A 21,595-nucleotide genomic window follows, 5' to 3' on the forward strand; every position below is an offset into this window, starting at 1 on the left:
ATAGTTTTTTAATGAATAAACTTTACCTTATATTTTGCTGGATGCCGCTCAGCGCAACCTCATCGTCAGGGATAGGAAAAACATAGCGGGGATCATTGGGCGGCAGAGTATAGGTAGCCCCGTTCATCACGCGCTTCAGCGTAATATTTGCACCTTCCTTGTTTAACCTCTTCAGGTCGGTCCAGCGTAGCGTCCGCCATACCAGCTCCTTCCTCCGCTCCGTCAGGATCCTTTGCAGTAAAGCGTCCTGCGCAACGCCCGCAACCGGTTTGAAATTCTCAGGAGCAAATCTATTTTTCAGTAGCGCATTCAGCCAGCTGAGCGCCTCCTCTGCATTGTTGCGCCTCGCTAAGCATTCTGCTTTGATCAGGTACATTTCATCAGTGGCCAAACCGGTAAAGGGAGTAGACTGAAAAAAGTATCCCCTTCTTACATAGAGGTTACCCGTTGCGGCATTGAGCCTGAAGAATGCTGTTATCCTCAGATCGTTCTGGTCATAGAGGCTGATCAGTTCCGGGTTTACTGTTACCGCAGTATTACCACTGGATGGAATGGTAATGACATAATCCTGAAATATAGCTCCGGTTGAAAAAATCGTCTCCTCATTGTTGATAGAAAAGGGACTTGTAGCAGTCTTGCTGACGGTATTATAATCAATCAACTTACTGTTCAGCGCTAATGTACTGTCTGCATACAATTCCGCTTTGCCGTATTCGCGCATACTCAGGTATATCCTCGAAAACAGGGCCCATGCCGCGGCCCTGCAAGGGCGGTTGTTATTAACAGGCGTCCGTGTATCCAGGAAACGTGAAGATAGCATCAGATCATTCAGGATCTGTCCATATGTATCTTTTACAGAAGATCTCATCACGATTTTATCCACCCGTGCTTCAAGCGGAACAGGCACACCCATATCAGAAGAAGCAGTTCCTGCATCATAAGCCGGACAAAAGTTCCTCACCAGATCATACAGCACGTAAGCGCGCATGAAAAGCGCCCAGCCTTTAATAGTATTGTACTGCAGCGTATTTGAAGGTGTGATAGCAATTCGTGGCAGGATCTCCAGCACATTGTTACAGTAGAAGATTCCCTTATACCCCGATGCCCAGTCGCTCACAACATTTGCGCCCCCGTGGATATCCTTTGCCCAGATGTATGAATTCCTTTCGGTAGCTGTATTGGCAGCACTCCAATTCTCGTAATTGGTAAAGATGTAATCATCCGATGCCATTTGAGAAAGGGCTGGTGTACACTTGTTCATTACATCTGTGTTTTCCAGCAAGCCCTCCAGTTCACTGAGTGTATTGGGTGTAAGGATACCAGAGCTTGGCTTGGCCTCCAGAAAGTCCTTTTTGCAGCTGCACACAGCAAGAAGCAAAAGCATTAGCGTTATATAGATGTGTTTATCATTCATGACCATTTGATTTAAATTTAAAATGTTGCTTTGATGCCCGCAGCAAACAACTTTGGAAGCGGAATGCCCTGCACATTATCCGGATCTATCCTGTACTTTGAGGCTTTCCAGATGATCCTCAGATTGGATGCGTATCCGTAAATAGAGAAATTCTGAAAGGGCAAACCGTTTACCTTCTTTGAAGACAAGGTGTAGTTCAGGCGGATGTCCTGTAGCCTGATGTGATCTCCCTTCTCAATCAGTACTGAAGAGTTAGCATATAGTCCGTCCCTGGAACCATTGACAGGATAAACCAAAGCAGGTACATCAGTCCTCAGCTCATCACCCGGATTCTGCCACCTGATATCATAGTCATACTGCTGGTACCGCTGACTGCTGTTGAGTGTGGTGGTATACAGATTAACATTGCTTAGAGACGGCCTCCTGTACACATAACCAAACTTATAAACCACATTGACAGACAGCTCAAAAGCTTTCCACGAAAGGTTATTCATCATGTTGCCATAATACTTTGGTGTGAGGGTTCCGCTATACACCAGCTCAGCGGCATTGGTAGAATTAAGGATAGCGCTATAATCCTTACTTGTTGCCCCATTCAGGATACCCTGAGGGTTGCCCTGGTTATCCAGCCCCATCCATTTGTAGGAAAAGACGGAATAATACGAATATCCTACCAGGGGCTGCAGATAGTTGCCGCTGACTATACTTGCATTGTTCACAGCCTTTACCCTGTAATCCGTAATCCTGTCCGTATTGTAATTAAAATGGAAAGCTGTAGACCAGGCCAGATCCCGCAGCCTCAGGTTATTGGAAATGAGAGAAACATCAATCCCCTGCCCTTTGATACTGGCAGTATTACCGGTAAAAGTAGACACCCCGGTCTGCTGTGCTATGGGCGAAGCACCAATCAGGTCAAAGCCACTTTTGATCCAGTACTCTACACTTCCGGACAGCACATTGCTTTTGGTTTGGAAATCCATACCAAAGTTTACATTCCGCACCTGCTCCCACCTTAACGAAGGATTTGGCGGATTGGTGATCGTTACGTAAGGGATGTTCCAGAGGTTGCTTTGTCCGGTAGCCTGTGCGGTTAAATATGCAGATACCGTTTTATTCACGTTCCCGCTGTAACCATAGGTTGCCCGCAGTTTCAGGTACGGCAGTGCGGCAGACTGGTGAAAGCTCTCATTGCTCAGGTTCCAGGCCAGTCCGGCAGACCACAATGGCACGCCCTTCTGGTTGGTCTTTACCCCAAACAGGTTAGACTCATCCTTTCTTGCACTGGCAGACAGCACATACCTGTTATTGTACGTATACGATCCGTTGAAAAAATAAGACCTGTATCTGTCTGTAGCACTGGAGTTGATCACGTTCAAAGGAATCCGCGAGGAGTTAAAACCATAGATTGCCGGATACAGCGCAGTCGGGTTGATCATGTTGTTCTTGTTGGTAAGCGTTGCCTCATCAAAACCGTATAAAGTGACCGAGCTAAACTCACTGTGGAAATCCTTGATTTCAGCACCTCCTATTGCATTGATCGCATGTTTGCCGGGAATGAGTTTTTCATAACTTAACTGCGCCCTCGCATAGTGAGAGTAATACGTATTTGAGGCGTTATCCGCGATATCTCCTACCGGAACGGGATAAGTTACCATACCGGTTGCCTGATTGATCTGTGCATAGGTATTGATCATATCACGCGTGTAAAAAGATTGGATCGTATTCCTCCTTACCTGATCGTTAACACCCTTATCATAAGTGTAACTACCAGACAGCTTTAAACCTTCCAGAATTTTATAGGCTAGGCCGATGGAAACCCTGTAATCCGTTACGCGCGACTGCTGTATAGTGGCCGGATTGCGGATTTCATCCAGAGGTTTGTAATGCCAGTCCAGCAGCCTGCCCTTCCCTACCGTATCCACATAGGGCAGCCGCAGCACCCTGGTAATGGCCAGGGCATTGCCGTTCTGATCAGCCAGGTTCTCGTATGGAAACTGTGGGTTATAAGTTGATCCATCCACGCTTGTTTTGCCGGTGGTAAACATAATCCCTGTGGATAATTCCAGGTGGCTGTTCAGTAAGGACAAGGTATTGCTGGCATTCAAAGTCATCTGGTCATTGCTATTAATTACGGTATTCGCTTTGTTCTGATCATAGCCCATAGAAACAAAGTACTTGTTATTGATCCCTCCGCCGTTGATGCTGAACTGGTACTGCTGGTTGATGCTGGGCCGGTAGTAGTACTTCTCCAGATCAGTTCTGTTATCATGTCCGGCAATAGAATCCAGCATGGCTGATTTACGCTGCGCAGAGATTGCTCCCCTCCGGGACAGCAGCATAATCTCTACCGCTGGTGAGAGGCTGCCGTAACCGTTATTGATCACGTTGTTATAAGCACCTTTGTCAAACAGGAACTGCTCTATTCCGATAAACGCCTCGTTGCTGAGCTGAGGCTTGTAGTACAGATCCGGACGGCCGCCAAAGGTGACATTGGAGCTGAGCGATACCGTTGGCTTTTGATTGAACTGACCTTTATAGGTGCTGATCACAATCACGCCATTCCCTGCCCGGGAACCCCAGATGGACGATGCCGCAGCATCCTTCAGCACCGTAATCGATTTTACATCCTGCGGATTGATATTGGAGATGTCCCCATCATAGGGAAAGTTATCCAGGATGATCAGCGGACTGGCATCAGAGGCGATGGTACTGCGGCCCCGTACACTGATATCAGGGGTATTGCCAGTCTTGTTGCGGTTAAAGATCAGCCCGCTGGTAACCCCATCCAGGCGATCAAGGATATTGGTACTTACCTTCCGGTTGAACAGGCTGCTGTCTATCAGCACAAAACTTCCTGTAGCGCGTTCCTTTGGGATGTTCTGATAACCCGTGCTCACGATGCCCACTTCATTCAGCTGACCGTTGAACTCGGTCATCCTGATTTGGCCGAGATTTGGTTTTACACTAATCTCCAGCGGTTGAAAGCCCAGATGGGTGATGATCAGTATTGCATGATCATCAACACCATTGAGTATAAAATATCCCTGATGATCAGACAGCACTGACCTTCTGGCATCCTTAATTTTTACTACTGCACCTTCTATCCCCTTGCCTGCATCATCCACTACCCTTCCATGAACATCTATGTTCCTGATCAATGCTGCCGGATGTTTATAGGCTGATGCATGTGCATGAGGGGCAGAACCACAGGTTAAGAGTGTGACAATTTTAAAAATAATGGCTATTCTTGCGGCATAAGGGGTTACAATGCCCATTGTTTTGAGACGATTCATCGTTAATAAGATTTATAAATGGTTAGAAATTAAAGGCCTGCAGATAGCTGCTGCAGGCAATAGCTTATTAGCATTCTTCGTACCTGTAAGCAGATTTCTCATTGCCCACCAACCGGAGCGGGCCCTGAACATCCTGCTCTTCACAGAAACCAGTCATTGCCATCTGGATATAAAAAGGACTGATGTAAGTGGGTAGCAGCTTATTGACAGACTGGAAAATTTCCATCGGCAGTTTTGCTTCATAAAAGTATCCTGAACGCATAAGCACATCGATCGTATCTTCTACAATGGCAAAGATATCATCACCCTCCGGAAAATCATCCAGTACCGGATCTACATCTTCCCTTACCATGAAAAGGACTTCTTCCTCATTCTGTTCATCTACACTGCAATAGGTGTACACCCACCTGTTCTTATATTTCTGTTTTTGAACCGAGATCAGCACCTCGTCATTATCAGTTACTGAAGGATACAGGTTTTGCAGATGTTCCTCTTCAAGTGCCAGGGCAATCCTTTCAAGGTCATCACCTGTATAAAAAGGACGCTGAAAGGATTCTACTTCTTCAACATACTGAGGGGCGGCACCGATTAAAAAAGCGAGCTGCGCGGCAGTGTAGCCTTTGGCAATTCGTTGCAACAGGATGCGGTAGAGGGTTTCTAATTGGTAGACAGTTAATACTTTAGTAGTTTTCATTTTATAAAAAATTAAGCAAAGCGTGGCCATGGCGAGGTTATTCATCGTCTGGTAGATTTGTAAATAGTTAATAATCTGTAAGTATCAGCTATAGATGAGCTGATCCAAAGAATAAACGAAGCAGCCGGTATGAACAATAACCAACCTAAAAAACCGGCCGCTGCGCTAACGCATCAATCAGGAGGTTTGATGATGCGTGCTTGTGAATGGATATTTGTTGATTGCATAAGGGTATTGATTAAGATTTACCAGAACTCTTGTTTTTATTTGTGGGGGGATTTGATTTGATCGGATCAGCTTTTGGAATAACAGTGGGCCTCAGCGCGTACGGAAATTTGGTATAATACTCATCAAGCAGTTTCTCAAGACTGAGATCTTCAATATTTACAACTTCTTTCATCCAGTTGATCAGTTCACGCAGGCACTTTTTAGAGCGGCTTATCACTCCTATCCCCTTGATCTTTGGTAAGGGGTATGGAACGGAGGAAGCAATTCCATCTTGCAGATTTTTTGTGATTGCAAGATTTTGAATCGGCGTTAAGTCCAACAGATTGGTAACGATGCAGATATACTGCATTACCGTTATGTAATCGGATTGATCAAGGGTATGCCGCTTCTTACTATTCAGTATAGCAATGACTGTCCGGTGGAAATTTGAAAGATCCGCGTAGGTGTATTTAGATGGCTTTGGTTGGGAAAGCCGATCTCGTTTTGAAGAAACTTTTTTGGGTCGATTTGGTTTTGTAGTACTCATTTCTATTTGGTTAGAATTTGAAAACGAGTCTCGTAAGCTGAGTTACCCTATAAAATAAGGTTGGGCTTCACAGCTTTTGCTTATGGTACCGCCAGGAACCACTTATCCTCTTTACAGAGTCAAAGTTGACCACAAAAGACTTAAGTGAAGCCCAACCTTAGATATAAGGTATCACGAAGATACAAATATACCTTAGGAATGGGCATTATCACTTGTCTCTCGCGGTCTAACTGGCGGTTTTTAAGCGAGACTTCTTTAAAATAGCGTATGCTTTATATTAATATAATTTAGTTTGACTTTAATTAATTACAAAAAATGTAATAAAAAATACAATATGATGTATGATCATACGTCAATTTATTTCTGATTAAGCCGGAAATTCCCTCCCATGGATTCGAAGGAGGAAATTAAGCGGAAATTTGGTGAGCATCTTCTCAAATTATTGAAAGAATATGGGGAACAAGATGGTGCAAGTGCATCTTTAAGGAAATTTGCAACAAGATCTGAACTAGAATACAGTAATGTGCAACGAATATCGAAAGGGCAAGTTGACCTTGCGTTAACAACAATTGTTGCATTAGCGAAAGGTTTGGGTTTGAAACCAAAAGATTTATTGGATTTTTTCTAATTTCACAGTGGAAGAGGTCATTAAAATCACTATTTCTGAGCTTGATTATAAACTGATCGAACATATAAAGGGTGCGTGATAAGCATAATCAATCTCTAGTTTGATTAATGGATATTCTGGCGATATTGACCCCCGTTCTGGATACTGACCCCCCAGCGGGATTTTAGTTCATCGATTTTGATGACCTGACAATTTTACTTCTTTTTTCTTAGACTTTCACCTTTTAGTTCAATTCTGTAGGATGTATGTACCATACGGTCGAGCAATGCATCGGCGATAGTATTTTCACCAATTACGTCATACCAACTTGCTACTGGCAGTTGACTGGCAATAATAGTTGTCTTGCTAGCATGGCGGTCTTCAATGATCTCCATAAAGTCCATACGCTGCTGTTGTTCCAAATGCGTTAACCCAAAGCCATCAAGTATCAGCAGATCCGTTCGGGAAAGCTTCTCGAAAAATTTGTAGATCGTACCGTCAATCCTGCTCATTTTAGTTTTTAGCAGCAGCTTTTGCAGGTTGTAATAGACAACTTTATATCCCAGGAAACAAGCATGGTGACCTAAAGCGGAAGCCAGAAATGATTTACCAGTACCAGTAGAACCGCAAACGAGTACTGCTTCTCCTTTAGCAATATAATCTCCTGTAGCCAGATTTGCTACCAGAGACTTATCCAGTCCCCTGGATGTTTCCAATTGGAGTTCCTCAATGGAAGCCTGATAGCGGAAGTGTGCACCTCTCTGTAACCGCTCGAAGCGTTTGTCACTCCGGTCATCTTCTTCGGCCTGCAGCAGCATTTCCATGCCTTCAGTGAAGGAAGTTCATGGTGTTTTCTAGTCTCCATTAATGCCTGCCAGCTACGGCCCATGCCGTGCAGGCGCAATTGTTTAAGTTGTGTTTCGATGTTCATTTTTAGAATTGGATAGTGGTTTGTGTATAGTATTCTTTGCCACGGATGTTTCCTTGTATGGGTAAGGATTGTTCCTTTGCAGGAAGGTCCTGGTGGTCTTCCATGTTATTTTGCAGGATGCGCCCTACAAAACGATAAGAGAAGTTTCGGTATTCTATGGCCAGTTCACATGCTTTAGCGATGGCAGCAGCAGGTGCCTTTTTTTATAGGCGCTGTAAACCGTCGCAGGTTCTGTACAATTGTTCAGGATGTCTTGGCTGCTCAAACAGGAGCTGTACCAACAGGTGTAATTCAGGAGATTTCTCTTTTGCTTTTTCTATATAATAAGAAGGGCTTCTATCCATATAATGCCGGTGGTGGGAATTTGAGTGTTCTTTTACCGTGGTATATCCGGCAACCTGGTAACTTCTGATATGAACTGCAGCCTGTTTGCCCCGGGCATAGATATAAACCATAGAGCGGGTGTAAATGACCTTTACACGACTTCCTACATGGATAAAAGGTAGGCTGTAGTAATGCTTATCCCTGCCGATATAGATGTGATTATTGTTAGCAACTTTGGGTTCACAGTAATACTTTACTTCAAAAGTCGTTGCTGGCAAAGGGCCAAGCAGATGTTTCTCAGCTGCAAGAAACCGCTCTTCCCTGCACCACGGCTTTTGCTGCATTCTTGTTTGGTTGTGTGTCTTTATTTTTAACTTAATGGCCTCGTTGAGTGCATCCAGAGAAAAGAACTGTCTGTTTCGTAGTCGCGCATAGACTCTGTTGTAGATCAGTTTGACCTGATTCTCCACCAATGCCTTATCTCTTGGTTTTCGTGGTCTTGTCGGAATTACCGTAATGTTATAGTGATTGGCAAAGTCCTCCAGCGAGCGGTTCACATCGGGTTCATAACGATCTGCTCTGATGATAGCTGATTTCAGATTGTCCGGCACCAATATCTGAGGTGTTCCGCCAATATGCTGCAGGCAGCATTCTAAAGCGTACAGAAAATCAGCTATCCGCTGACTGGGAACAGCGATTGCAAAGCTATAATTAGAAAAAGGAAGGCAGGCCACAAATACCTGACAGGCAATCAGCTCGCCGGTTATAGGGTCGATATAATGAAGAGGCTTTCCTGCAATTCTACAAACAACTTATTGGCTGCAAGGTGTTCCAGTTTCATTCCTGGTCGGCGCGCCAACAATTGCTGGTGCAGATGAAAAGAGAACTGGGAATAACTGTAGCCCTGATGATAATCGATGATATATTCCTCCCAGAGCAGTTTTCTGGTCACACCTACCAATCCCAATTGCTTCCTGTAGCTTTCCGGATTATCGCTCAAATGTTCAAACCTTGGATCTTTATAAACAGGGTTGCCAGCATGGAATTTACTTTCTAATACTGGATCTTCAAGCGCCAATAGTTCTGCTACGGGTAGCTTTCCAGTGGCTAACTTTATTAAATAGGACTTTACGGTATTCTTGCTAATACCTAAAGTACGAGCAATACTTTTAATGGAATCTCCCTGCCTGTGCAGGCGTAATAATTGTTTGATCTGACTCATTGCTTTTGCTTTTCCAGCCATCAGCACTCGAATTAAGTGAAAGAATATTCACCTAAATAAACTAAAATCAGTCAATCAAGGGGGGCAGTATACTCCGGAATAACAAGCTTTCCGCTCAAATTAGAGGGGTCAACATGCTCCGGTACGACCAGTGCCTTGAAAATAAGGGGGTCAATATGCGCCGGAATGACAGGGTTCACAAATCTGTAAGAACAAGTCAATTCATTTTACATGCACATCTTAGTGGGGTCAGTATCGTCCAGAATATCCAGATTAAGTCATAAAATGAAATTATCATCAGAATTTGTGGGAAAAGTTGAGCTTTTAACAGCCCCTGATAAGTACAACATTCGCCATTTGCAGCTCCTTGCCAAAGTTTTTAAAGGAAATAGTATTGCAGAACTACTTCCAGATCATTCCCGATAATGACCTAATCACTTTAACACTGAAAATAACTTACAGTAAGAAAAAGGATGGAACGACATCTAAGAAAAAATTAACTGAAGTGGTTAAGATTGAATCAGTAAAGCGTAAAAAGGAAAATTAGAGTTCCCAGGTATTTTCACCAAGCACTTTTTAAGAATACCGGTTAAAGGAATTGGAAGAGGAGAACCATAGGCTCAAGCATATGTACGCTGAGCTGGCTCTTAATAATAAGATCCTAAGAGATGCCCTCTCAAAAAAGTTTTAAAGCCCTGCCAGCGTAAAACGTGGTTGCTTGTGTGGTTCGACGTTCAAGTTATTGAGCTATCAAGCCATTTGAAAGAAAAATCTAAATCGGTGCCGGAAAAACATGTACAGCAGACGAACCAAAATCTAAAAATGGGCCATAGGTAGTGCCTGTTATGATTAATCTCAAAAATCAAAGCCGCTATCGTTCTATTGCTATTACGACAGCGGCTTTCTCAAATAATCAGTTGATTAAAAATTTATTCGAAATTATTTAAAGTCTTGAAACCGCCAAGTCTTAAATATTCGTCTTTTTTCATTAATTGTAAATCAGATTGGATCATGTCTTTAACCAAAAGTGGAAGATCGTATTTTGGTTCCCAACCCAATTGAGTTTTAGATTTAGTAGGATCACCTAACAATAAATCAACTTCCGTAGGGCGGAAATATGCAGGATCAACTCTAACCACCTCGTTACCGATAACTAACGAAGCGACGTTTAGACCTAAACTAGAAGCTAAATCTTCATCAACGTGAGAAATTACGCCATGTTCTTCAGCGCCTTCACCATTGAACTCTACAGTTATACCAAGTTCAGCAAAGCTCATTTTAACGAAATCTCTTACCGTGGTTGTCACACCTGTAGCAATAACATAATCCTCAGCTTTATCTTGTTGAAGGATCAACCACATCGCCTCAATATAATCCTTCGCATGTCCCCAATCTCTTTGTGCTGATAAGTTACCCAGGTATAAGCATTTTTGTAGACCTAATGAAATTTTAGCGGCAGCTCTGGTAATTTTACGTGTAACAAATGTCTCACCTCTTAATGGGCTTTCGTGGTTAAACAATATACCGTTACATGCGAACATGTTGTAAGCTTCTCTATAGTTAACTGTAATCCAATATCCATATATCTTAGCAACAGCATATGGAGAACGTGGATAGAAGGGTGTAGTTTCACTCTGTGGAACTGCCTGGACTAATCCATATAATTCAGAAGTTGAAGCCTGATAGATACGCGTTTTTTCTTGTAGACCCAATATTCGGATCGCCTCAAGTAATCTTAGCGTACCAATACCGTCTGCATTTGCGGTATATTCAGGAGTATCAAAACTAACTTTAACGTGACTCATTGCCGCCAAGTTATAGATTTCATCCGGCTGTATTTCTTGGATGATTCGAATTAGATTTGTAGAATCTGTTAAATCCCCAAAATGAAGTTTGAAATTAACTCCGTTTTCGTGTTGATCTTGATAAAGGTGATCTATACGATCAGTATTGAACATCGAAGATCTTCTCTTAAGACCGTGAACAAAATAACCTTTTTTCAACAAGAATTCTGCTAAATAAGCACCATCCTGACCTGTAACACCTGTTATAAGGGCGACTTTCATGTAATAAATTTTTTATGTGTAGATAATTAAATGTTAGTTTTTTGTAAAGGTATAATTATGCAAACTCATCTCCGCATTTAGCGACGATTGATTTTGAAACTTCTTTGATTTCTTGTTCATTGGCCTTGGGATAGATAAGAAGAACCTTGCCATCATCCACAACAATAAAGTTATCTAATCCTTTAATTACAGCAACCTTATTATTAGGAATATGTATCATACAGTTAGTAGTTTCTGATAAATCAATTGCCTGCCCAGCGAAAACATTATTATACTCATCCTTTTCTACTACCTCATATAGAGACGCCCATGTTCCCAAATCAGACCAACCAAAGTCGCCTGGAATGGTAAATACATTTTTTGCCTTTTCCATTATCGCATAATCAATAGAAATATTATCAGATAAGGGATAATTTTCCACAATAAACGATCTTTCGTCTATCGTATTATAAAAAGATGTCCCTTTCTCAAAAAGACTGAAAATCTGGGGTGAGTAGTTAGCTAATGCATCTAATATTGACTCAACATTCCAAATAAAAATTCCAGCATTCCAAAGGTAATCACCACTTGCCACAAAACCCTTTGCTCTCTCAAGGTCAGGTTTTTCAAGAAACTTCAGAACTTGGTGTACTCCATCCTTTTCGTATTCGCTATAGTTAATATATCCATATCCCGTATCAGGCCTCGTAGGGGTGATGCCTAAAGTAACGAGTGCATTCTCAGTACTGGCGAAGCTAACTGCGTGCACCACCTTCTCTAGAAAAACCTTCTCATCGAGAATAAGATGATCTGACGGAGCTACAATGATATTTGCATGAGGGTTTAAGCCCTTTATTTTGAATGAAGCATAAGCGATACATGGAGCAGTATTATTACGGCTTGGTTCCGAAATGATATTTTCTAAAGGCAGTTGATCTAATTGTTTAGCAACAAGAGCTGCATACTGTTCGTTAGAAAGAACAAAAATATTCTCTTTCGGACAAACATTCAAAAACCTATCATAGGTTAATTGAAGAAGGGACTTTCCTATCCCCAAAATATCTATGAATTGTTTAGGAAAGGAATTGCGGCTCTTCGGCCAGAAACGGCTTCCAACTCCTCCAGCCATGATTAGAACGTACGTGTCTTTAGCGGAAATATCCTGCATCTTTTGGTTTATTAATTCCATTAAGTAAATGTAGAGATTACTAATATAGGTTATAAAAACAAATCGTTAACTAAACTTAATAATTAAAGTAAAGATTGTTAGTGTAAATTTTACACTAGTATTCTGTATAACGCAATATTATAACATTTCTTGTCATTTTCAAATTTTAAATGTTTTTTTATTTAGCATCACAGGCTCCGTTTTCAATTGGCAGTTCTTTTGTAATAACTACTGTAAAAAAGATTTCCCGAAATATACTTTTATTTCTAAATTAACAATCCTAAAACCAAATTAATCAAATGATAGGACAAAAATTAAAGGCATTGAGACTAACACACTGTCTAAGTCAGAAAATAATAGCAGACCACTTAGGTATTTCCGTGCCTGCTTATTCTAAAATTGAGAATGATTTGACAGATATAAGTTTTGCTAAAGTGGCACAAATTGCTGAAATATACAAAATCTCATTGATTAACTTACTGATGATTGGTGAAAAAGATAACAAAAAAGACCAGTATCCAGATATTAAAAAACAGCTTGATGAGCTTACTTCAAAGTACAATGAACAGCAAAAGAAAATGATTCAACTATATGAAATTATTAGAAGCCGAAATAACGAGGTCATAAAGCTCTAATCAGGTAAGTCAAACGGGGAATAACATACACATTTGGGAATGTAATTGCCTAATCAATATATGAAAATATATTCTAAATTAAGCCAAATAATTGCATGGAATTTTGCTCAATGTATATATAAAGATTTTAACCTCGGTAACGGATCTATTGAGCCCCTAATGGGTTTTGGCTTAACGAAGCTTTAGTCAGACAATTTTACTCATTATTCTTAAACTTTTACCTTTTCAGTTCAATTCTGTAGGATGTGCACCATGCGGTCAAGCTAGCGTCTGCGATCGTCGCTTCCCCAATTATAGCAGTATAGGCATTTTATCTTTCCATAAAGTCCGCTGTTGCTGGTCCAGATGGATATTCTGGCGATACTGACCCCCGTTCTGGATACTGACCCCCCAGTGGGATTTTAGTTCATCGATTTTGATGACCTGACAATTTTACTTCTTTTTTCTTAGACTTTCACCTTTTAGTTCAATTCTGTAGGATGTATGTACCATACGGTCGAGCAATGCATCGGCGATAGTATTTTCACCAATTACGTCATACCAACTTGCCACAGGCAGTTGACTTGCAATAATAGTTGTCTTGCTAGCATGGCGGTCTTCAATGATCTCCATGAAGTCCATACGCTGTTGCTGTTCCAAATGCGTTAGCCCGAAGTCATCAAGTATCAGCAGATCCGTTCGGGAAAGCTTCTCAAAAAACTTATAGATCGTACCGTCAATCCTGCTCATTTTAGTTTTTAGCAGCAGCTTATGCAGGTTGTAATAAACAACTTTATATCCCTGTGAACAAGCGTGGTGACCTAAAGCTGAAGCCAGAAATGATTTCCCGGTCCCAGTGGAACCACATACCAGTACAGCTTCTCCTTTAGCAATATAATCTCCTGTAGCCAGATTTGCTACCAGAGACTTATCCAGTCCCCTGGATGTTTCCAATTGGAGTTCCTCAATGGAAGCCTGATAGCGGAAGTGTGCACCTCTCTGTAACCGCTCGAAGCGTTTGTCACTCCGGTCATCTTCTTCGGCCTGCAGCAGCATTTCCATGCCTTCAGTGAAAGAGAGCTCATGATGTTTTCTTGTCTCCATTAATGCCTGCCAGCTACGGCCCATGCCGTGTAGGCGCAATTGTTTGAGTTGTGTTTCGATGTTCATTTTTAGAATTGGATAGTGGTTTGTATAATATTCTTTGCCACGGATGTTTCCATGTACGGGTAAGAATTGTTCCTTTGCAGGAAGGTCCTGGTGGTCTTCCATGTTATTTTGCAAGATGCGCCCTACAAAACGATAAGAGAAGTTTCGGTACTCGATGGCCAGTTCACATGCTTTAGCGAAGGAGGCAGCAGGTGCCTTTTTCTGTAGGCGCAGCAAACCGTCGCAGGTTCTGTACAATTGTTCAGGGTGTCTGGGCTGCTCAAACAGCAGCTGTACCAGCAAATGTAATTCAGGGGATTTCTCTTTTGCTTTTTCGATATAATAAGTAGGACTTCTATCCAGATAATGACGGTGGTGGGAATTTAAGTGTTCTTTTACCGTGGTATATCCGGCAACCTGGTAACTTCTGATGTGAACTGCAGCCTGTTTGCCCCGGGCATAGATATAAACCATAGAGCGGGTGTAAATGACCTTTACACGACTTCCTACATGGATTAAAAGGTACGCTGTAATAATGCTTATCCCTGCCAATATAGATGTGATTATTGTTGGCAACTTTGGGTTCACAGTAATACTTTACTTCAAAAGTTGTTTCGGGCAATGGGCCAAGCAAATGTTTCTCAGCAGCAAGAAAACGCTCTTCCCTGCACCAAGGTTTTTGCTGCATTCTGGTTTGGTTATGTGTTTTTATTTTCCCCTTGATAGCTTTGTTGAGTGCATCCAAAGAAAAGAACTGTCTGTTGCGTAGCCGTGCATAAACTCTGTTGTAGATCAGTTTGACCTGGTTCTCAACCAGTGCCTTATCTCTTGGCTTGCGTGGCCTTGCCGGAATTACCGTAATGTTATAGTGATTGGCAAAGTCTTCCAATGAGCGGTTCACATCGGGTTCATAGCGATCTGCTCTCATGATAGCTGATTTCAGGTTGTCCGGTACCAACACCTTAGGTGTTCCACCAATATGCTGCAAACAGCATTCTAAGGCATATAAGAAGTCAGCAATTCGTTGACTGGGAACTGCGATCGCAAAGCTGTAATCAGAAAAAGGCAGACAGGCCACGAATACCTGACAGGCAATTAACTCGCCAGTTACATGGTCAATATAATGAAGAGGTTTTCCTGCAAAGTCTACGAATAGCTTGTCTGCTGCCATGTGTTCCAGTTTCATTCCCGGCCGACGCGCCAACAGTTGCTGGTGCAGATGATAACAGAACTGCGAGTAACTGTAGCCTTGCTGGTAATCAATAATATATTCCTCCCAGAGCAGCTTCCGGGTTACACCCACTTGGCCAAGTTGCTTCCTGTAGCTTTCCAGATTGTCGCTCAAATGTTCAAACCTGGGATCTTTATAAGCAGCAGGGTTACCCGCATGGAATTTACCTTCCAATACTGGATCTTCAAGAGCCAATAGTTCTGCTACGGGTAGCTTGCCAGTGGCTAATTTTATTAAATAGGACTTTACGGTGTTCTTGCTGATACCTAAAGTACGCGCGATACTTTTAATGGAATCTCCCTGCCTGTGCAGGCGTAATAACTGTTTGATCTGACTCATTGCTTTTGCTTTTCCAGCCATCAGCACTCGAATTAAGTGAAAGAATATTCACCTAAATAAACTAAAATCAGTCATTCAAGGGGGTCAGTATGCTCCGGAATAACAAGCTTCCCATTCAAATTACAGGGGTCAACATGCTCCGGTACGACAAGCGCCTTTAAAATATGGGGGGTCAGTATGCGCCGGAATGACAGGGTTTACAAAATTGCAAGCCTAAATCAGTTCTTTATTTCTGCACATTATAGTGGGGTCAACATCGTCCAGAATATCCATCCAGATGCGTAAGACCGAAGTCATCAGGTATCTGTAGATCTTTTTTCGATAATTTTGCAAAAAACTTGTAGATCATGCCGCCGATTCTGCTCATTTTGCTTTTCGGCAGTAGCTTTTTGGGAACTCCGTCATACAATACTTGGGAGGTTGTCATAAATATATATTATCGCTCGAAATTTTGAAAGGCACTTTTTTTTTAATAGATTTAGAGCTAACGATCCCTTAACCTCTTACTAATCAGATACTTAAATAAGGTGGATTTTAACACTTAGTTATAAGTTCTAATATAAAAAACTAATTATTAATTTCTAAAATTCAAATTTATGGTACAAAGTAATAACACTGAAGATTGGGTAAATATCATCCCTAGTTATCCGGATTGTCCACACTGCCATCAAGGCAAATTGGATACTAGAGTAAAAAGAGCCTTTATAGTTAGAAAGCTCTTTATTTGGATGGATGTAAAAAGATATCAATGCAATGCCTGCGGAAAAAAGGTGTATTTGAAGAATCATGCCCATGATCAGCGTCACAGACAGTTCTCTAATATTTAGGAGCTAACTTAGAATGCATTATCCTCACCACGTATGACGTTTATGATGGTAAGGAATATTATTTTAATGTCCCACATTAGAGACCAATTCTCTACGTAGTGGATATCATGCTCAACTCTTTGTTCCATCGCGTTAGTTTCTTTAGTTTCACCTCTAAATCCATTTACTTGAGCCCACCCGGTAATGCCAGGTTTCGAAAAGTGTCTTACCATAAACTTATCAATAAGGGCTCGGTATTCCTGCGTGTGCTTGAGCATATGCGGACGCGGCCCAACTACACTCATACGTCCTTGTATAACATTGATGAACTGAGGCAATTCGTCAAGACTTGATTTACGCAAAAACCTACCCGAACGAGTGATACGAACATCATTTTTTGAAGCCTGCTTTTCATCACTGTATTGATTAACACCCATGCTTCTAAATTTATAACACCAGAACGGCTCATCATTACGACCACTTCGCAATTGTTTAAATAATACAGGGCCTCTACTTTCTAACTTAATAATAATTGCTATTATTGGATATAGCCAAGACAATACGAAAATAATTACTAATGCACTAAAAAGAATGTCAAACGCTCTTTTCTTAAACCTGTTAGACATATGTTCCAATGGCTCATTTCTGAATGTTATAACAGGAAACTCACCTCCTAGATAACTCATAATGTAAGGCGCGGCTAATGCTCCGCCCATATCTGGTATAAATTTCAGTCTAATTAGTCGCTTATCAGTTTCATATTTCAGTGCTTTGACGTCTGAAATCCGTTCAGGAGGAATACAAACATATAGGTCTTTAACTCCAGCCTCCACAGCTTTGGAAATTTGATCAATAGTCTCTCTGGTTAACATCCCCTCAGCATTCGAAATCATGTCGTCATGTGGCCCAATAAATCCATAAAATGATATATTACTATGTGATTTCAAATATTGTTTTAAACGAGCTGCAGTATAATTGTTCCCAATTATCGCAACGCATTTAGTAATCTTAAACCTTTTAACCAAAACATATTGAAAAACCGTTCCGAGAAACCTATTAAGGATGCAAGCGATGAATAATAGACCATAAAACATCAAGAGAAAGAACCGTGAGATTTCGTTGTATTTAGAAAAGAATAAATAGAAAGTAAAAAAGAATAGATGCGTAACGGCGATTTTCCATGTAGCTCTATAAATTCGTTCTAGTCTTTTGGCTCCATATTCTGAGTATAATCCAAAGATAAAAGAGTTGATAAGCCACAGTAGATTACATACGACTAAGTAGTGAGATTGCAGCTCTCCATACATTGAGTTTTCGGCACTACAGGTGATATAACATGCTAATATATAAACCGAATTCAGCATAAAAAGATCTATGACTGGAAGAGAATACCGTAAAAGGTACAAATATCTGGTTTGCATTAGATAATGTTAAAGAATAATATATGACCCTTGTTGCATACTATAAACAGCTAGATAATTAAAATATTAATCTTTGAATTGGGTCCAGGACTAAAGGCTTCACTAATACAAGACTTATTCGCTAGCGGTGATTTGCAGCAGGTTTTTCTAACTTATAACCTTCGTCTAGATTCAATTTTATAGTTACACTTTTTCCTTTTTTCATTTTTGAGTATTTCTCATTGACAAATTCTCTAAGTCTCTTAACAAAAATTCCTTCGTCGAATTTTTCAGCATGTTTTCGAATAAAGTTGGGGTCAAAGTCAAGTAATTCAAATTGCAGGACTGCTTCGCTTAAACTTTCGACAGTCTGTTCGTGGAAAAATATAGCAGTAGATTTTATGGAAATTGTTGTATAAGGAATCATTGTTTCTAAAACTCCTCCCACACCAAATGCAATTACAGGTCGTCCAGATGCGTTTGCTTCAAGAGGCGTTATTCCATAGTCTTCATACTGCGGAAATATTAAAGCTTTACAGTTTGCATAAAGATCTGATAGTTCATCACTGGAAAGACCACTTTTGAATTCAATGTTATCTTTGGCTAATGCTTTAAGCTCTTTAGCTTTCGATCCATTACCTACTACAATAAGTTTTAAACCCAACTTATTAAACACTTCAATAGCCAAATCAGCTTTTTTATAATATTCAAGCCTTGACACTAATAAAAAATAATCTTTAGGCTTTGTTGAAACATGAAAGTTCCTACACTTTACATCAGGAGGTATGATCTTAACGTCTTTGATACTATATGCATCTTTTATTCTTTGAACAGTTTCTTCAGTCATACCTAAAAAGTAATTTCCCTTTTGTGCAGCTTCTTTGTCTACTTTTCTAAGATAAGAGATGACTCGATTAAAGACCCATCTAAATGCACCTTTTGAGTTATTATATTGAGAGTAGGAAGTCGGATTCCATGCTAGCCGAAATGGAGTATAGGTATAAATGAAAATTAGTGAGTTTTTATCAATATTTACATATTTAGCGCTATGGGTATTTGAAACAATCACAACATCATATCCCTGAACATCGAGAGATTTCATTGCCCATATTGCAGACGGAAAGTAAAGTCGTTGCATCCACTTAACAGTCTTCGATAAAATTTGCATGGAAGATGTATGGATTTTTTCCTTATGCTGCTTATATTCAGGATACGTACCTTCAGGATTGTAGGCTAAAGTATAGATATCAGCGTCAGGATATGCCTTTAGCATCGTCAAAACAACCTGCTCAGCACCACCTCTACGCATTAGTTCATCATGTACAATTGCTACTTTCATTATTTATAGTTTTTATCTTCTTCTTCAATCAATATATCTAAAACATCAAAAAATGATTTATTGTAGTCCCACCCCAGCTTTTCCTTCGCCTTGGTATTATCACCAAACATATCTTCTATTTCTGTAGGTCTAAATAAGGCGGGATCTTCTACTAATTTATCAGACGAGATACTTAGATAGTCAAATGTGTAATTTATAATATCTCTTAAATACAAGGATGTACCTGAACATATCAAATAATCGTCAGCTTTATCTTGTTGCAGGGATAACCACATCGCCCTTACATAATCTGGAGCGTAGCCAAAGTCTCGTTTAACGTCAATATTTCCAACTTTTAATTCTTTTTGCAAACCTTTCTTTATCTCAAGAGAGGTCCTTATCACTTTTTTGACGAAGAAGTTTGGACTTCTCAAGTACGATTCATGGTTAAATAGAACACCATTGACAAAAAACACTTTATAAGATTCTCTATAATTAATCCCTATCCAGTAACTTGAAGCTTTTGAGATGGCATATGGACTTAAGGGATGTAGGGGCGTACTTTCACTAACAGGGAGTTGTCCAACCATGCCATACATCTCACTACTTGAGGCCTGATAAATTTTAGTGTCTAATTGTAATAACCGCACACTCTCCAGAATGTTTAACACAGACTGAGTATTATAATTGAGGGTACCGATAGGCTGCTCAAATGAAATGCCTACAGAACTTTGAGCAGCCAAGTTATAAAATTCATCAGGCTTATATTTTAATAAAACCTTTATAATACTTGAAAAATCAAGAAGATCACATTCCTCAATTATAATTTCAGAAGTTATTTCAAGATATACAAAGTTTTTCTTGGTTAGACTATGACTACTGCGTGTAAGGCCTATAATCCTATAATTTTGTTGGCCCAGTAACTGCGCCAGATAGGCACCATCCTGTCCTGTAATACCTGATATAATAGCAGTTTTCATATTAAATTTTGAATAATAATGTCATTTAACTTATAACACGAACTTTCCCAGGAGAATTTTTTATACCTTCTATCCCCTTTTTCAGTTAACGATTTCCTTAGAGGATCATCTGATATCGCTAATTCGATAGTTTCCTTTATTCCCTTAATATCAGTGGGATTGACATAAAGACTAGCATCTCCACAGACTTCAGGCAAACTTGAAGTATTTGAAACAATGGTTGGGCAACCGCACGCCATTGCCTCGAGAGGTGGCATACCAAAACCTTCATACAACGAAGGATAAACAAAACATGTAGCTGATTGATATAATTGTATAAGTTCAGAGTCTTCCACATAGCCTGTAAAAACTATGTTATCGTGATCAGAGATTAAAGACTTCAGATTATTATCCGCAAAAGCTTTGCCCTTAGATCCAACTATTACTAATGGAAGTCTAGTGTTAATAGTCAGAAATGCCTCAATTAAGCTTTGAAAGTTTTTTCTGGGATCCAAGGAAGAAACACCAAGAATGTACTGCCCAACAGTTAAGCCCTTTTTGTTAAAAAAATCTTTTTGAGCAATTTCCATATTTGGTTTGTTTATAAATTTATCAGATACCGCACAATGAAGAACCTCTACTTTTTCAGATGGTATGTTGATAAATTTGATAATATCTGATTTTGAATGTTCACTGATCGTTATAATCTTCAGTGAATTTTTCGCAATCAGTGGTACAACTAATTTATAATAATGAGCAAATTTGAAACTAAACCAGGCTGGATTTACAAATGTGGTCATGTCCAGAATGCTAACTATTTGCCTTTTATAAAAGCACGGTGCAGTATTAACAAGACTAATCAATAAAGGTTTATTATTTTTGATTAAAAAGAGGGGCAAATCAATCTGTTCCCACAATGTATTTGTCAATTTGCCTATAACCTTAATAGGCCAATCAGCGACATCATAAGAACTATCAATATCCCTGGGAGGAATTAAAATCTTAATTTCCCCCTTGTAAATATCTAATAATCCTTTGACCATCTCGAAGGCAAACCTTTGTACTCCCGTAAGTTTTTGGGTCAAAAATCGACCATTAATATAGATCATAGATTCCAATATGAAGTGTGGCTTTCGAATTTATATAAAGCGTGAATTAATAACTTTTTGGTTAAAAATTTGTTCGCCACATTCCAGCATGGCGTTGGTCGCATTCGAAAATGTTGATTGGTCGTAAGTACTCGTATACTTATTTAGTTCTATGTCCATTCAAGTTTAGTCTAGGTTTAGTTCCACAAATATTGTCAAATAATACTAAAATATATAAA

The 21,595-nt window shown here is 40.2% G+C and carries 17 protein-coding genes; 2 read left to right on the forward strand and 15 right to left on the reverse strand.

Going from position 1 to position 21,595, the window contains the following annotated elements:
• Nucleotides 1-22 precede the first annotated feature (22 nt).
• From FN831_RS07010 to FN831_RS07025, 4 genes are all read right to left on the reverse strand, one after another.
• Nucleotides 23-1,414: a RagB/SusD family nutrient uptake outer membrane protein gene (locus FN831_RS07010; RefSeq protein WP_185960411.1), complete on the reverse strand. Its 1,392-nt coding sequence runs from the start codon at nucleotides 1,412-1,414 to the stop codon at nucleotides 23-25.
• A 17-nt stretch (nucleotides 1,415-1,431) separates the two neighbouring features.
• The gene (locus FN831_RS07015; protein WP_142527495.1) at nucleotides 1,432-4,707 is read right to left on the reverse strand and encodes a SusC/RagA family TonB-linked outer membrane protein; all 3,276 of its coding nucleotides are present in this window, start codon (nucleotides 4,705-4,707) and stop codon (nucleotides 1,432-1,434) included.
• Nucleotides 4,708-4,774: 67 nt separating this feature from the next.
• A complete protein-coding gene (locus FN831_RS07020) occupies nucleotides 4,775-5,401 on the reverse strand; it encodes a helix-turn-helix transcriptional regulator (RefSeq protein ID WP_142527496.1) in 627 nt (208 codons plus the stop codon).
• A gap of 238 nt (nucleotides 5,402-5,639) precedes the next feature.
• Nucleotides 5,640-6,155: a hypothetical protein gene (locus FN831_RS07025; RefSeq protein ID WP_142527497.1), complete on the reverse strand. Its 516-nt coding sequence runs from the start codon at nucleotides 6,153-6,155 to the stop codon at nucleotides 5,640-5,642.
• Nucleotides 6,156-6,543: 388 nt separating this feature from the next.
• On the opposite strand from FN831_RS07025, the gene FN831_RS07030 reads away from it, so the two are divergent.
• Nucleotides 6,544-6,783: a helix-turn-helix domain-containing protein gene (locus FN831_RS07030; RefSeq protein WP_142527498.1), complete on the forward strand. Its 240-nt coding sequence runs from the start codon at nucleotides 6,544-6,546 to the stop codon at nucleotides 6,781-6,783.
• Nucleotides 6,784-6,977: 194 nt separating this feature from the next.
• Here FN831_RS07030 and istB (FN831_RS07035) read toward each other — a convergent pair whose 3' ends face one another.
• The 5 genes from istB (FN831_RS07035) to FN831_RS07050 all read right to left on the reverse strand — a co-directional run bounded on the left by istB (FN831_RS07035) (nucleotide 6,978) and on the right by FN831_RS07050 (nucleotide 12,473).
• Entirely contained in the window at nucleotides 6,978-7,586 is a 609-nt protein-coding gene (gene istB / locus FN831_RS07035; protein ID WP_221931294.1) for an IS21-like element helper ATPase IstB, read from the reverse strand.
• 310 nt (nucleotides 7,587-7,896) lie between these two features.
• Nucleotides 7,897-8,751 carry a Mu transposase domain-containing protein gene (locus FN831_RS27900; RefSeq protein WP_221931295.1) on the reverse strand — a complete coding sequence of 285 codons (855 nt, stop codon included), beginning with the start codon at nucleotides 8,749-8,751 and terminating at the stop codon, nucleotides 7,897-7,899.
• Between the two features lie 29 nt (nucleotides 8,752-8,780).
• Nucleotides 8,781-9,260, reverse strand: a complete 480-nt coding sequence (locus tag FN831_RS27905) for a helix-turn-helix domain-containing protein (RefSeq protein ID WP_221931296.1) — start codon at nucleotides 9,258-9,260, stop codon at nucleotides 8,781-8,783.
• Between the two features lie 908 nt (nucleotides 9,261-10,168).
• Nucleotides 10,169-11,305: a GDP-mannose 4,6-dehydratase gene (gmd, locus tag FN831_RS07045; protein WP_142527499.1), complete on the reverse strand. Its 1,137-nt coding sequence runs from the start codon at nucleotides 11,303-11,305 to the stop codon at nucleotides 10,169-10,171.
• 55 nt (nucleotides 11,306-11,360) lie between these two features.
• Nucleotides 11,361-12,473, reverse strand: a complete 1,113-nt coding sequence (locus FN831_RS07050) for a mannose-1-phosphate guanylyltransferase (RefSeq protein ID WP_246101397.1) — start codon at nucleotides 12,471-12,473, stop codon at nucleotides 11,361-11,363.
• A 278-nt stretch (nucleotides 12,474-12,751) separates the two neighbouring features.
• Between FN831_RS07050 and FN831_RS07055 the strand changes: the two genes are divergently transcribed.
• Nucleotides 12,752-13,087 carry a helix-turn-helix domain-containing protein gene (locus tag FN831_RS07055; protein WP_142527500.1) on the forward strand — a complete coding sequence of 112 codons (336 nt, stop codon included), beginning with the start codon at nucleotides 12,752-12,754 and terminating at the stop codon, nucleotides 13,085-13,087.
• Between the two features lie 432 nt (nucleotides 13,088-13,519).
• Here the strand turns inward: FN831_RS07055 and istB (FN831_RS28105) are convergent, their stop codons facing one another.
• The 6 genes from istB (FN831_RS28105) to FN831_RS07085 all read right to left on the reverse strand — a co-directional run bounded on the left by istB (FN831_RS28105) (nucleotide 13,520) and on the right by FN831_RS07085 (nucleotide 21,377).
• A complete protein-coding gene (istB, locus tag FN831_RS28105; RefSeq protein ID WP_246101399.1) occupies nucleotides 13,520-14,689 on the reverse strand; it encodes an IS21-like element helper ATPase IstB in 1,170 nt (389 codons plus the stop codon).
• A complete protein-coding gene (gene istA / locus FN831_RS07065; protein WP_221931297.1) occupies nucleotides 14,571-15,806 on the reverse strand; it encodes an IS21 family transposase in 1,236 nt (411 codons plus the stop codon). Before istA ends, istB (FN831_RS28105) begins: the two co-directional genes overlap by 119 nt.
• An 814-nt stretch (nucleotides 15,807-16,620) precedes the next feature.
• On the reverse strand, nucleotides 16,621-18,012 hold the full coding sequence (locus FN831_RS07070) for an undecaprenyl-phosphate glucose phosphotransferase (RefSeq protein WP_142527501.1): 1,392 nt from the start codon (nucleotides 18,010-18,012) through the stop codon (nucleotides 16,621-16,623).
• 121 nt (nucleotides 18,013-18,133) lie between these two features.
• The gene (locus FN831_RS07075; RefSeq protein WP_221931298.1) at nucleotides 18,134-19,330 is read right to left on the reverse strand and encodes a glycosyltransferase; all 1,197 of its coding nucleotides are present in this window, start codon (nucleotides 19,328-19,330) and stop codon (nucleotides 18,134-18,136) included.
• On the reverse strand, nucleotides 19,330-20,289 hold the full coding sequence (locus tag FN831_RS07080) for a GDP-mannose 4,6-dehydratase (protein WP_142527502.1): 960 nt from the start codon (nucleotides 20,287-20,289) through the stop codon (nucleotides 19,330-19,332). The genes FN831_RS07075 and FN831_RS07080 overlap by 1 nt, the downstream gene beginning before the upstream one ends.
• On the reverse strand, nucleotides 20,286-21,377 hold the full coding sequence (locus tag FN831_RS07085) for a glycosyltransferase family 4 protein (RefSeq protein WP_142527503.1): 1,092 nt from the start codon (nucleotides 21,375-21,377) through the stop codon (nucleotides 20,286-20,288). Before FN831_RS07085 ends, FN831_RS07080 begins: the two co-directional genes overlap by 4 nt.
• Nucleotides 21,378-21,595: the final 218 nt, after the last annotated feature.

It is taken from the genome of Pedobacter westerhofensis (genome assembly GCF_900182595.1).
In the GTDB taxonomy this organism is placed as follows: Bacteria; Bacteroidota; Bacteroidia; order Sphingobacteriales; family Sphingobacteriaceae; genus Pedobacter; species Pedobacter westerhofensis.